This window comes from Acinetobacter sp. Root1280 (genome assembly GCF_001425285.1).
GTDB lineage: Bacteria > Pseudomonadota > Gammaproteobacteria > Pseudomonadales > Moraxellaceae > Acinetobacter > Acinetobacter guillouiae.
The window spans coordinates 200,337-213,512 of record NZ_LMED01000023.1 but is presented as its reverse complement, the minus strand read 5'-3'; the positions used below and the strand labels follow the sequence as shown (position 1 = coordinate 213,512).

General features: G+C 38.6%; 14 protein-coding genes and 1 tRNA gene. 4 read left to right on the top strand and 11 right to left on the bottom strand.

The features are described 5' to 3' along the window. Positions 1-37 precede the first annotated feature (37 nt). Together ASC84_RS15015 and ASC84_RS15010 are read left to right on the top strand one after the other, a co-directional pair. Positions 38-784 (top strand): AzlC family ABC transporter permease, encoded by a 747-nt coding sequence (locus tag ASC84_RS15015; protein WP_056516143.1) that lies wholly within the window; start codon positions 38-40, stop codon positions 782-784. Further along, entirely contained in the window at positions 781-1,095 is a 315-nt protein-coding gene (locus tag ASC84_RS15010; protein WP_056516140.1) for an AzlD domain-containing protein, read from the top strand. The genes ASC84_RS15015 and ASC84_RS15010 overlap by 4 nt, the downstream gene beginning before the upstream one ends. 50 nt (positions 1,096-1,145) lie before the next feature. Here the strand turns inward: ASC84_RS15010 and ASC84_RS15005 are convergent, their stop codons facing one another. The 11 genes from ASC84_RS15005 to ASC84_RS14955 form a co-directional block, all read right to left on the bottom strand. After that, complete coding sequence (locus ASC84_RS15005) at positions 1,146-1,592, bottom strand: DUF962 domain-containing protein (protein ID WP_004722016.1); 447 nt, start codon at positions 1,590-1,592, stop codon at positions 1,146-1,148. A gap of 117 nt (positions 1,593-1,709) precedes the next feature. Beyond that, positions 1,710-2,480, bottom strand: a complete 771-nt coding sequence (locus ASC84_RS15000; RefSeq protein ID WP_056516137.1) for a DUF4850 domain-containing protein — start codon at positions 2,478-2,480, stop codon at positions 1,710-1,712. Between the two features lie 29 nt (positions 2,481-2,509). Then, positions 2,510-4,297 carry an amidohydrolase gene (locus ASC84_RS14995; RefSeq protein WP_056516135.1) on the bottom strand — a complete coding sequence of 596 codons (1,788 nt, stop codon included), beginning with the start codon at positions 4,295-4,297 and terminating at the stop codon, positions 2,510-2,512. Positions 4,298-4,484: 187 nt separating this feature from the next. Next, on the bottom strand, positions 4,485-5,648 hold the full coding sequence (locus ASC84_RS14990; protein ID WP_056516131.1) for an MFS transporter: 1,164 nt from the start codon (positions 5,646-5,648) through the stop codon (positions 4,485-4,487). A gap of 217 nt (positions 5,649-5,865) precedes the next feature. Next, a complete protein-coding gene (locus ASC84_RS14985; RefSeq protein WP_004722011.1) occupies positions 5,866-6,477 on the bottom strand; it encodes a septal ring lytic transglycosylase RlpA family protein in 612 nt (203 codons plus the stop codon). A 285-nt stretch (positions 6,478-6,762) separates the two neighbouring features. After that, complete coding sequence (gene mltB / locus ASC84_RS14980; RefSeq protein ID WP_004820018.1) at positions 6,763-7,764, bottom strand: lytic murein transglycosylase B; 1,002 nt, start codon at positions 7,762-7,764, stop codon at positions 6,763-6,765. A gap of 33 nt (positions 7,765-7,797) precedes the next feature. Then, positions 7,798-8,940: a rod shape-determining protein RodA gene (gene rodA, locus ASC84_RS14975; protein ID WP_004722007.1), complete on the bottom strand. Its 1,143-nt coding sequence runs from the start codon at positions 8,938-8,940 to the stop codon at positions 7,798-7,800. A gap of 344 nt (positions 8,941-9,284) precedes the next feature. After that, positions 9,285-9,935, bottom strand: coding sequence for a hypothetical protein (locus tag ASC84_RS14970; protein WP_004820022.1), 651 nt, complete (start codon positions 9,933-9,935; stop codon positions 9,285-9,287). A 17-nt stretch (positions 9,936-9,952) separates the two neighbouring features. Next, a complete protein-coding gene (gene queF / locus ASC84_RS14965) occupies positions 9,953-10,777 on the bottom strand; it encodes an NADPH-dependent 7-cyano-7-deazaguanine reductase QueF (RefSeq protein WP_056516129.1) in 825 nt (274 codons plus the stop codon). Next, positions 10,777-11,550 (bottom strand): ABC transporter permease, encoded by a 774-nt coding sequence (locus ASC84_RS14960; RefSeq protein WP_004820027.1) that lies wholly within the window; start codon positions 11,548-11,550, stop codon positions 10,777-10,779. The genes queF and ASC84_RS14960 overlap by 1 nt, the downstream gene beginning before the upstream one ends. Then, the gene (locus ASC84_RS14955) at positions 11,547-12,482 is read right to left on the bottom strand and encodes an ABC transporter ATP-binding protein (protein ID WP_004722000.1); all 936 of its coding nucleotides are present in this window, start codon (positions 12,480-12,482) and stop codon (positions 11,547-11,549) included. Before ASC84_RS14955 ends, ASC84_RS14960 begins: the two co-directional genes overlap by 4 nt. Positions 12,483-12,669: 187 nt before the next feature. Between ASC84_RS14955 and ASC84_RS14950 the strand changes: the two genes are divergently transcribed. Together ASC84_RS14950 and ASC84_RS14945 are read left to right on the top strand one after the other, a co-directional pair. Further along, positions 12,670-12,745, top strand: a tRNA-Arg gene (locus ASC84_RS14950). Between the two features lie 165 nt (positions 12,746-12,910). Further along, entirely contained in the window at positions 12,911-13,117 is a 207-nt protein-coding gene (locus tag ASC84_RS14945; protein ID WP_056516126.1) for a hypothetical protein, read from the top strand. Positions 13,118-13,176: the final 59 nt, after the last annotated feature.

Genomic DNA, 13,176 nt, shown 5'->3' with positions numbered 1-13,176 from the left:
AAGATACTGATTAAATTCTTAGATTTGGATTTTGCAAATGAGTGATCAATTTGAATCTTATACTGCTGAGATTGCGCCGAAGTCTAAGCAAAATAAAAAGGCTTTTTTCCAAGGTGTGGTCGATATTTTACCTTTATCTATCGCCGTACTGCCTTGGGGTATTCTGGCTGGCTCAATGGCAATCAATGCTGGATTAAGCTTTGCACAAGCATTCTCAATGTCCGCTGTTGTATTTGCAGGTGCAGCACAGTTGGTGAGTTTAGGTTTAGTCATGTCACATGCATCTGCCTTGACGATTATGATTACGGTATTTTTCTTAACCAGTCAGCATTTAATTTATGCGCTTAATTTTCGTCAAGATGTCAGTCGCTTTCCGTTTAAGCAACGCATATTAATTGGCTTCTTGCTGACAGATGAGCTGTTTGCTGTCGGCATTGGCAAAGATAAACAGCGCAGCTTTGCTTATTTGTTTGGTGCTGGGCTGTGTTTTTATTTGGCTTGGTGCCTATTTAGTGTGTTGGGTATTGTACTGGCTAAATCAATTCCAAATTTAGAAAGCTTACATTTAGATTTTTCAATTGTTGCGGTATTTATTTTGATTATTGTGCCTATGGTGAAAAATAGCGCAACTTTGGTAGGCGTTATGTGTACCTTGCTATCTGCCTGTATTTTTAAATATTTTCAATTTGAAGGGGGCATTGTGCTATCAGGGATTTTGGGGATGTTTAGTGCGATGTGTACGGCAAAAATCGTCGGAGTAAAAAATATAGGCGTAGCAAAATGACATGGACTTTATTGTTAACTTTGGCAGGCATTGTATTGATTAACCGTTACTTTTTCTTAGAACCTAAAATCGCCCTGAAATTACCTCGTGTAATTGGAAATATGTTGCAGTATTCAGCACCATGTTTACTGACTGCAATTTGTGCACCAATTGTATTTTTTAATGGAGACCAATTCCGTGCATTGCCTTTGGATGCCTATTTTTTAACAGCAATGATCTGTGTTGTTTTAGCACTTATTTCTAAGAAAATTCTAGTCAATTTAGCTTTAAGTTTATTGTGCTTTTACGGGTTATTTTATCTGTTAAATTGAAAAAAATGGAGGGAAAAGCCGAATTGGATTTTCCCTCTGGTTTATTTACGCTAAAAAGCCAGTTTCTGGCGTGTTTTCCATTTGGGTAGTACTTTACCAAGATAGGCATCCATACACCATACAGGGCCAATGAGGAGGAATTGAAGGTCTTTAAAGAAAGAAGGCTTTTTACCCTCGACTTTGTGACCATAAAATTGACCAATCCAAGCCAAAATAAACACCCCAATATAGAAACCAACACCAACAGGAAGTAAGTAAATGATCCATGCCATGACTGCAATTAATGCGGTCATTGCTACAGCAAGAACAATATCCAAACGGGCATAGAAAACCAGGGTAAGAACCAGAAGTAGTGCGGTAAGCAAAGCACTAAAATGTGCAAGAATCCCAATGATGGCAAATAAAATCGCGGGAACACAAGCCCAATGGATGGCTTTATTGGTTTTGTTTTGATGACTTTCGCTATATTCATCAAACCATTCGGTGATTGTTTTCATTTGGCGCTCCATGCATGTGGTTGGCTATATTTATTTTGCTGAAAACAATATAAATCAGAATAATGTTTTGGTCAAAATACCGGCTTTAAATAAAACCAAGTGCTGGTCAGGGGGAGTTCAATGTGTGGCCTGATAGAAATTTAAAATATCACGTGCCCAGCTTTGGTGTTCTGGTTTAAGTGTGACTTTGATTTCCTGAAAATTGGTGACATCGTTGCCATCACTTTCATCGGCATAATAGGCGATCCCATGTGTTTTGTTGGGATAGTTGGGAATTTGATAGCTAAAATACACTTTATTTTTATTGGCTTTGACGATGTTTAGCAAACGATTTTTATCTTCAATGGCACCAAATTCATTGTCTAAACTGAGTTTTTTGACATTGGGGAAATATAAACTTGCGTTATGCATGGCACAGCCAACACAAGCGGAAGAATTATAAATGGTGATGACTTCATCTTTTTTACGGCTTGCCAGCACAGCATACGCAACGCCAGAAGGTCCCATATCCGTGCTGATCACTTGCCATGATAGGGGGACAAGTACAGGACCAATACCCGGCAGTAAGATGATTTTAAAGTTTTTTGCTTGAGTCGCAGATAATGTATAACTGAACTGACATTTCACTTGCTGGGTATTGTTGATCTTACAGACGGCATCATCTTTGTAGAATCCTGTATCGTTAAAAGGATTGGGAATTGCAGCAATATAGGTATCCACTGTTACATTATTGCTGAGTGTGGCTGCGGGGAGTTTTTCAAGTTGGTGTTGTGGGTGAGGTGCTTGGTTGGTTTTTAGATCAGGAAAAGTGGCTTTGAAAATAGCGATATCTCCATAAGCAAAACTACTTAGGCCCAATAGTATGATTAAAAATTTCGAATTAAGCATGTCCTATCCCGACTAGTCCTTACTGATCCTTATTGGGGACTTTGATAAATCAATTGACCTTCTTTATAGGTTGCCAATATTTTGATGTCTTTAATCTTTTGAGTGGGCACTTTTAATGGGTCTTGATCTATCACCACAAGATCCGCCAATTTGCCTTTTTCTAAGGTACCTTTGTCTTTTTCTTCAAAGTATTGGTATGCAGCCCAATCTGTGACTGATTTTAATGCAATATAAGGGCTGACCTTTTGATCCTCACCTAATACATCTCCAGAACGGGTGGTACGATTGACGGTTGCATCAATCACCATCATATTTTTAGGAGGGATGACTGGAGCATCATGGTGTTCAGTAAAAATCATATTTTTTCTTAATGCAGAACCTGTAGGGGAAATTCGGTTGGCACGTTCTGCGCCGAGCGTTTCATGTTTATGCCAATCGCCCCAGTAGTAAGTATGTAATGAGAAGAACGAAGGAATAAGCCCTAATTTCTTGGCTTGATCTAATTGATCCTCACGCATGGTTTGTGCATGAATAATCACATTGCGGCGATCTGCTTGGCCATATTGTGCATTGGCTGTCTCAATAGTTGCGAGATATTGGTCAATTGCAGCATCACCATTGGCATGTGCAAGAATTTGCCAATGGTTCTTATAAGCCAGATTAATTGCATCTTGAACCATTTTTGTATCTGGATAGGCTGAATAACCACGATAGTCTTTAGGTTTTCCCTCTGGTGGGATGAAGTAAGGTTGCGTTAGCCATGCGGTTTTGCCTTGTGGGGAGCCATCTAGGCTGATTTTAACCCCACCAATTCTAAAATGATTTTGATAATTGAGACTACTGCCATTTTTCAGCATGTATTCTTTTTCATTGATGATATCTGGATAAACCACGACATCAATATTCAATTGATTGATGGCCGCAAAACTTCGCCATAATTCAGCTGTACCATGATCAGCACGACCTTCTTGTACAGTGGTATAGCCATTTTTGATATAGGTATTCAGTGCTGTTTTTGCCATATTTTGCATGATTTCAGGTGGAACTTTACTAAATGCAGTTGCCATTGCTGAAAAAACAGCAGCTTCTTCAAGTACACCATTTGGCTCTTGAGAATTTGCTTTACGGCGAATAATACCGCCAGTTGGATTTGGGGTATTTTTATTGATGTTTAAAAGTTCAAGAGCCTTATGATTTACAGAGGCTAAGTGTCCTGACTGATGTAAAACAATAATTGGGTGATTGGTGGAAACCAAATCTAAATCATCTGCTGTAGGATGTCGTTTTTCTTTAATTTGGGCGTCATCATAACCATTTCCAATAATCCAGCCTGAGGTTGCTTTGATAAACTCTGGATTGTTTTGTTGCCACAATGAAAGTTCACGAATCAATGATGCAATATCTGAAACGTTACCATCGGGCATAGGGTAGAGATTTGCCACAGTTTGCTGTAGACCTACACTATTTAAATGGCTATGTGCATCAATAAAACCAGGCAGCAGGGTATGACTGTTTAAGTTAACCTCTTGGGTATTTTTTTGTTTTAATTTTTGCGCTTGTTTTAAATCACCTGCAAAGACAATTTTTCCATCCTTGACCACTAGCGCTTCGACATAATGAGGTGACATGCCTTGCATGGTTAAAATTGAGCCACCGTAAAATAGCGTATTTGTTTGTGTCAATGTTGCAAGATCAGCAGGGGTATTCGTGTTTGTTGGAGATACTGTGGTACAGCCAGTAAGCGAGCCGATACCAATTACGCAAATGATGGGTGCAATTGCACGGACAAGTTTTGATGGGCTACTGATTTGAAACATGAATAATCCCCAATTTTGTTTTATTAAATATTGCTCAAAACAGATGAATTGAATTGTTTATTTTATTCAACCTAGCAAAGATTTTGATCTGCGTATAGGTTTGATATGTGTTTAAAAAATGATAAGTGTTTTTGCATTTGAGCAATGATCTTGATTCATCCTAAACGATTTTTTATTTATATACAGCCTAAATAAATCTTTTTCTAAAATAAATCACAGATAACAGTGCCAGTGCTAAACCAATAAATGAGGGACCATAACCGATAGGAGCAGCAAGTAAGCCAACAATCACAGCTCCTGCTACAGCTCCACCATAATTAAAAATATTCACCCGTGCGATAATTTCATCGCGTCGATTTTCATCTAGACGACCTGCTGCTGAAAATGTCAGCGGGACTAATGCGCCTACCGCAATACCAGCCAGTGCAAAACCAGCAATGACAATCGCCAATGAATGCCCTAAGCCAGCTATGGCACAGCCTGTTGCACCAATCAGCGTTGTGATGAATGCAACCCATGCAGCGCTTTTAAATTTTAAAAGATAATCTAGACTTAAACGTGTGAGTAAAATACCCATTTGGTAAGCGGCATAACCCAATGGTGCGACTGTGGCTGAGCTTGCTAAAATATCTTTAAGATAAATTGAACTCCACGTGCTGATTGCTGAGTCGACAGTAAAGGCGATGAGAATGATCACACCAAAAATAAGCAATTGTTTATGCGGAATTGGTGATCGTTGTTGAGGGTGTAGGGCAGCATTTTCTTTTTGTTGAAATAACCACCGTTTTGAAACTTGCGATGTAATCAAACACATCATGACAGCAATGCACAATGCCGCTGTTGCCCCAAGTGTGGTTGAGACTGTCGCGGACATGATTAACGCACCAAGGAAAGCAGCAGCGGTATAACAGGCAAAAAAACCGCCTAAGGCGCTTTTTCCAAGTTTTTGTTCCATCATGACAGCTTGCATATTCAATGCAGCATCTAAACATCCAAGTCCAAGCCCATAAAGTAAAAAACTAGCGACCATGATCATGGCACTGGGACTAAATGCTGCAATTGCAATACCGATGGCTTCAAATAGCAAGCCGATAACAATAGCCAGCCTTGAACCTAGTTTTACAGCGAGTCGATCTGCCAAAATAGAACCCAGTGCTGCTGCAATACAGACGCCAAGGATAATAATCGACAGTTGATCATCTGAAAGTCTGTATCGGCTTTTGATTGTAGGAAGCGCAGTCATGACGCTGGCATAACCCAAGCCTTGCGTGGCAAAACCAAGTGCGATTATTTTTTGGGTTTTGCTGAGAGATATATGCGCGAAGTTTGGCGTTTTGCTGTTCACGTCCATGCATGGCTCACTTTTTTACTTTTAGAATTTAAACTTCGGTTTTCGTTTTCTGTTTAGTGATACATCCTGTATCGACTCGCATTTTATTTTATCTGGAATGTATTGAAAGAAAAGGGGCATAACTGGAAAGTTAAGGGGGCAATTCGGACATCTGTATTTTTATTTTTGCAATAAAAAAGCCACTGGAAAGTGGCTTTTGTTAAATGCATGCAGTGATTTACGAGTTTGGACCATCTACGCGTTCAATATTAACGCGTGCTGTTCCTGAATTTGTAATACCTAAACGCTTAGCAGCGCCGTAAGAGAGGTCAAGTACACGGTTACCATGGAAAGGACCACGATCGTTGACTTTAACCACTACGCTTTTACCATTGTCTTTATTGGTTACACGAATAAAGCAGTTTAATGGCAAGCTACGGTGTGCAGCAGTCAAATCATTCATATCGAATGTATCACCGCTTGCGGTTTTACGGCCGTGGAACTGACGACCGTACCAAGATGCAACACCAGTTTGGCTAAATTTGCGAACTGTGTTTGAAGCAACTTCATTAAGTTTATCAATTACTGAAGGCTCATCTTCAGGAACTTGAATCTTTGCTGCAATAGTTTGACGACGGACTTGATCGCCAGAACGTTCAGTAATTGACAAACTGTTTAGGTTTGAAAAATGAGAGTTGAAATTTGTTGAATCTTTGCTAATCACACGAGAAGCTAGACTCGAACTATCCGAATCATTGTTTAAGTATGATGACTGAACCATTTCTGAGTTGACCTGCGTCATACTCAGACCCATGGTCAGGGCCATCATATATTTTAGTGAAGCATGCATCGTTTAACTCCTTGGAACCTCAATTTTAACTTTCTAAGTCGCTGAAAATTAACCATAGAGGTCTGTAAATTCACTTGTGCAACTGCATTTAACGGAAAGGATAATATTCAAGCTGGAATAAATGTGTCTAGCATTATTTAAGAAACAGTTACAAAAAGGACAAATTCTTACAGGTTTTGATTAAAAAATAACCAATATTGTAACAAGGTATGAAAAAAGTATTAAATGTGATCAAATTAACATAAAAAAATCTTGACTTATTTATTGTTTAGGAAATTGCAAGTCTTAACGACTTACAATTTCGGTGCCTAAAAGCCATAAAGCGGTGGCATACATACGGCTTCTATTATATGTCGTAATCACTTGAAAATTAGGATAAGTAATATAATAAATAGGGCCATTGCTGTCCTGTAATTGAATCACATTAACCAAATCTAAGTCATCAATTTTGACGATTGGATTTAATGGAGAAATCCCTAAATTTTTAAGTGATCCATAGGGAACAGGCTGAGTTAAATCTTTTGCAATAACTGCTTCAGGATTGTTCCCTGTATAACGCGCTAAAAACGCAATAGGGCGATCACGCTGCCAGCCATGTTGAGCCAGATAGTTGGCAATTGAACCAATCGCATCGACCGCAGAGTTACGTAAGTCAACATGACCATTTCCATCGTAATCCACGCCAAATTTAGACACATTACTTGGCATAAATTGCGGATAACCTACTGCACCTGCATAAGACCCAACAATCGAATTGGTTGGAACGCCATCTTTATATGACCATGCAATTAAAGCACCCAACTCATCTTGGAAATATTGCGCACGGCGGGGATAACCAAAACCGAGGGTTGCAAGTGCATCACGGGTGATAAAGGAGCCCTTATTTGAGCCATAACCTGTTTCGACCCCTAGAATGCCTAGGATGATCGCTTGAGGCACCCCAAACTGCTGTTCTGCGCGATTTAGTGTATCTGCATATTGTTGTTTAAAACGCACACCACGTTGGATGGTGCCTTCAGCTAAGAAATTAGTTTTGTACTGATACCAAGGCTTACTTTCACCTGGTCGTTCCATAATGCTGATGATATTGGGTAAATTGCGTGAGCCATTCATTGCCCAATCAATTTGTTCGCTACTTAAACCATAGGTTTGCATGGTTTTGGCTTTAAAATTATTGTATTCAGGGTTGCTGGCAAAATCATTGGCTTGGCAGAAACTGGTCAGTGAAAATGCAGCTGCACAAAAAGTGATGTTTTTAACCTTCTGTAAAAGCCCAAAAGTAAACATAGGTTATATTTCCTAATTATTTATGATAAAAAATTAACGATGCGTATGTATAGACATCACAATGCCAAAAGTGGCCATTAAAGTAATAATTGCAGTACCACCATAACTCATAAAAGGTAATGGCACACCGACTACAGGTAAAATACCACTGACCATGCCCGCATTTACAAATACATAAACAAAAAATGACAAAGCAAAAGTACCGGCTACAAGTCGACCAAAATTATGGAAGCATTGTAAACTCATTTGAAAGGTTCTAAAGATAATACAAAAATAAATGATGATCAGAAGTAGGATACCAATCAGACCGAATTCTTCAGAAAATGCGGCAATAATAAAGTCAGTATGGCCTTCAGGTAAAAAATGTAAGTGCGATTGAGTGCCTTCCAAATAACCTTTACCCATAAAGCCACCCGAACCAATCGCTGTTTTAGACTGAATGATGTTCCAGCCTGTGCCTAAGGCATCGGCTTCTGGATTAAATAAAGTTAAAACACGTTGTCGTTGATAGTCGTGTAGTAGAAATTCCCAAGCGACTGGAATTACTACTGCAACAGCACTCACGGCACCTAAAATCATTTTCCAAGAAAGACCACTCAGAAATAGCACAAAAATCCCACTGGCTAAGATGAGCAGTGATGTGCCTAAATCGGGTTGTTCTGCAATCAGGATAAAAGGAATGCCGATCATGATCAGTGATAAAAACACATTTTTAAAACTAGGTGGTAGAGGATTACGGGATAAAAACCATGCAATCATCAATGGCATACCAATTTTTAAAAACTCACTGGGTTGCACACTGCCAAAACCAGGAATCCCTATCCAGCGTTGAGCACCCATGCGAACCTCACCAAAGACTTTCACAGCGACTAAGCAGACCAGTCCGAAGAGATAAAAGTAGGGGGCAAAAGCTTGATAAACTTTAGGGGGAATTTGGGCTAAACCACACATGACGAGAAAACCGATACCAAAGCTCATGGCTTGTTTGGAAACCAGCCCCATATCTTGAGCAGACGCACTATAAAGGACGGTTAAACCGAGCATCGCGTTTAAAATTAGAAATAAGCTCAACCAAGGGTCAATATGGAGTTTTTGCCAGCGTGAGGGGATCATGGCAGTACTCAGACCATCACGAGGAGATTGACGTAAAAATTTATATTGAGAGCTTGGTGCCATTGGTCTATTTTGTGCGGGAAATGTGTTTTGCGCATGCTATCACAATCCCCCCTGAAGGCAATGAATATCAATACTTTGCAACAAAATTATGACCTGAATTTTGTGATTATTTTGAGCTTGAAATATTTAAATTAGAAAATAGTAGGTTAAAGAGATTGAATTAAATGGTTTTGAATTTGAAAAGGTCTTAGATGGATCTAGGGATAGTATTTTATAATGATTTTAAGTTTATGAATTTAATAGTTAATTATTATCCTTAAAAGCATAGCTCAGTAACTTTATAAAAAATGCCCTTACAAAGAAGGGCATTTTTTATATTTAAAAATCCAATTGAATTTTAACGATCAATTAAAAAATAAAGTATCGTAATATTCTGCAACAGCTGTGATTTCATCTTTATTTAAATTTGGAATCAACTTATCAATTGCCATATGCACTGCTTTGCCTACAGCAGAAGCGCCAATATCCGCAGCCTTACGTTTGATCATACCCAAATCCAGCGTTTTATTAAAATCACGCATAAAATGGTTAATCGTTGCATCTGAGAATTGTTTGAATTGTTCAGACAATACAGCGCGATTTACATCACCATTTGCTTGAACTTCAGCAAAGCTATTTTTAAGATTGGTGACTAAACTTGCGTCTAAATTCACACCGACACGGAATTGACCTTGTGGATCTTTAAATAGACTACGTTCTGAAAACTCTACAGACTGACGAACCACATCATTGTCTGCTTTACTTAATAATTGTTTAAGTAACACAGCAACAGTCGATTTGACATAGCCTGCTAATTTTTCAGCAGTATCTCGTTTGTCACTTGCAGGGAAGCGACGAACAAGTTCAATCAAAAGCGTATCAATAATTTCTTCATTAATGAGTAAGGCAGTTTGATCACGTAAAGGGTAAAGTGGTTCGTTAGAGTTTTTTTTCTCAATACCGGTCTGAATGTTCTTTAATAGTTCTTCAGAAGGTACAAAACCAAAAAAAGGCATGTTTTCAACCTCAATGTTTATTGTCGCGCCAATCGAATTGGGCTTGGCATCCATGATTCATCAGATACACGACATGGGTTAATATCTAAACCGCCACGACGTGTATATGTTGCATACACCATCAGCTTTTCAGGTTTTAAATTTTGCCAAATATCTGCAAAGATTTGTTCCACGCATTGTTCGTGAAAACCGTTATGCTGACGATACGAGATAATATAAGCTAAAATACTACGATAACAAGGTTTTTTACCTTGGTATCGGATAAAAACAGTTCCCCAATCTGGTTGTCCAGTCACAGGGCAATTGCTTCTTAATAAGTGTGAATACAGTTGAATTTCAACGTTTTCACCGTGTTGTGTATTTTGTTGATCAAAGGCCAAAAGGCTTGCATCTGGATGATTGACCAGCTGGTCAGGTTCTTGATCATCAATACAAATACCCGTTGGTTTGCTAATCTCTAAATCATCAACTTGAAATAAAGTTAGCGTCACTGGGGCTTGTGCAGCAGCAGATAAGTCTTTTTCAACGGTATTGATAAAAGCTTGATGAGAGTCAAACTGGGTAAAGTTCATACTATTAAAGTAGAGCTTTAACGACTTTGATTCAATCAAATTTGGTGATGTTGCTGGGAGTGCAATACGCCCAATGGCAACTTGCGGGATCCCTTTGCTATTGAGCCAAGAAATTTCGAATACATGCCACCAATCTTGACCTTTATATATACCCGCTACATCCGCATATTGCTCACGTGCTTGTGCACGAGCGATTGGGAAAAGAACTTCGGGTTGATAGGTAGTTGGGTAATCGGTTTCTTTACCCAATAAAGATTTTTCAACAGACATTATTCACGCATTCCTGAACCACGAGAAAGTAAATAGTAGGCAATTGCATAAAGTACGCCACAGAAAAGGGTCACGATAAGTAAAGACAATGAAACATTGACATCACTATGACCTAAAATTCCGAAACGGAAAGCATTGACCATATATACAATCGGGTTAATTAAAGACAGATTTTGCCAAAATGGACTTAAAGCACTAATAGAGTAAAATACACCGCCTAAGTAGGTGAGGGGTGTTAATACAAAGGTTGGGATAATCGAAATATCATCAAACGATTTTGCATATACAGCATTGATAAAACCACCTAAAGAGAACAGTAGCGAGGTAATAATAACGGTATATATCGTGACGAAAATATTATGGATATAAAGGTCTGTAAAGAACAAGCTCATTGCAGTGACAATTGCCCCAACAAGAACGCCACGGGCAACACCACCAATCACATAACCACATAAGACCATATGTAATGGAACTGGACTCATGATCAGTTCTTCGATACTTTTTTGGAATTTAGCACTAAAGAAACTTGAAGATACGTTGGCATAACTGTTTGTAATCACCGCCATCATGATGAGGCCCGGCACGATGAATTGCATATAGCTAAATCCACCCATTTGCCCAATACGAGAACCGACCAAATTACCAAAAATCACAAAGTACAAGCTCATGGTAATCGCAGGCGGTAATAAGGTTTGCGGCCAAATTCGCATAAAGCGGCGGATTTCTTTTTGAACTAATGTATAGAGTGCAATACGTAGTTGAGTAAAATTCATTCTGCAACTCCTTCAAGATTTTTCTCAACCAGTTTCACAAATAACTCTTCAAGACGATTTGATTTATTGCGCATACTGCGAACACGAATGCCTTGCGCTTCTAAAAGCTGAAATAAATCATTTAAAGAATGCGCTTTATCCATCGTGACTTCTAAGGTCATTGGGTCAATCAGATTAAACTTCACACCAATGATATCAATCATGATTGGTTCAATCGGATTTTCTAAATCGAAAATAAAAGATTCTTCACTCAATTGGTTTAAGAATGCTTTCATCGATGTATCTTCTTTGATAACACCACGGTCAATAATCGCAATCTGACGACAAAGCATTTCTGCTTCTTCTAAGTAGTGTGTGGTTAAAATGATCGAGGTGCCTTTTTCATTCATTTCTGTAAGAAAATCCCACATTGAACGGCGTAACTCGATGTCTACACCTGCAGTGGGTTCATCTAAAATCAAAAGTTTAGGTTCATGCATCATGGCTCGCGCAATCATTAAACGGCGTTTCATACCACCAGACAACATGCGCCCCTGAGTATTACGCTTATCCCATAAACCTAATTTTTCTAAATATTCTTCAGCACGTTGTTGTGCAATTTTAGGCGGAATACCGTAATAACCCGCTTGAGTGACTAAGATGTCGAAGATTTTTTCAAATTGACCGAAGTTAAATTCTTGAGGAACGACACCTAGACATTGTTTTGCATGTGAAGGGTGGGTATCTAAATCATGACCAAAAATTTCCACAGTACCTGAGGTTTTCCGTGCCAAGGAACTGATAATACTGATTGTTGTCGATTTACCAGCGCCATTTGGTCCTAAAAGTGCATAAAACTCTCCTTCTGGAACGGTCAAATTGATTCCTTTGAGAGCTTGGAATCCATTTCTATAGGTTTTAGATAAATCTCTTAACGTCAGAGCATCAGTCATGAAATTCTCACTTGGTTTATGGAGTGTGTATTGTGAGCGATCTTTTTAAATAAACCAAGTAAGTTAGAAGGAATTCTGCATTGCAAATATGCAACATTGTTTAAAGCATGAGCATCAATCAAAAGAGTTGTTTTATAAATGCTTTACCTCGCGGTTTTTTTTGTTATGATGTGCCATCTCAATTTAAGCGCCCATAGCTTAACTGGATAGAGTACAGGTTTCCGAAGCCTGTGGAGTGGGTTCGAGTCCCGCTGGGCGTACCATCTTGCTGTTCCTCCTTGTTTTAATTTGTCTCAAAACCCTTTATATTAAAAGCATTAGTAGAATTCATTGTCTCAGTTCATCGTATGATGTATGTCCATTGCTCAAGTTTTTAACGGTACTTTATACGGTATACCGCAAAATCCAATAAAAATGTACCGTAAAAAATGGCTAAACTTACTGTAAGTCTCACAGACACAAAGATAAAAGCTGAAATTTCAACTCATAAGAAAAATATAGAAAAGCCAAAAATGATGGCGGTGGCTGATACATTTCTAGATGATTCAATTAGAAGATATTGTTATTTTGACTATATAAGAATAAGACTTATCAAAAAGCATGCAATTCTAAGTATTCATATTTCCCCAAACTAACGCTACTGGTGATGTAAAGCATTCAATATAGGTCTGATTCATTTCCAGCCAATGTATTT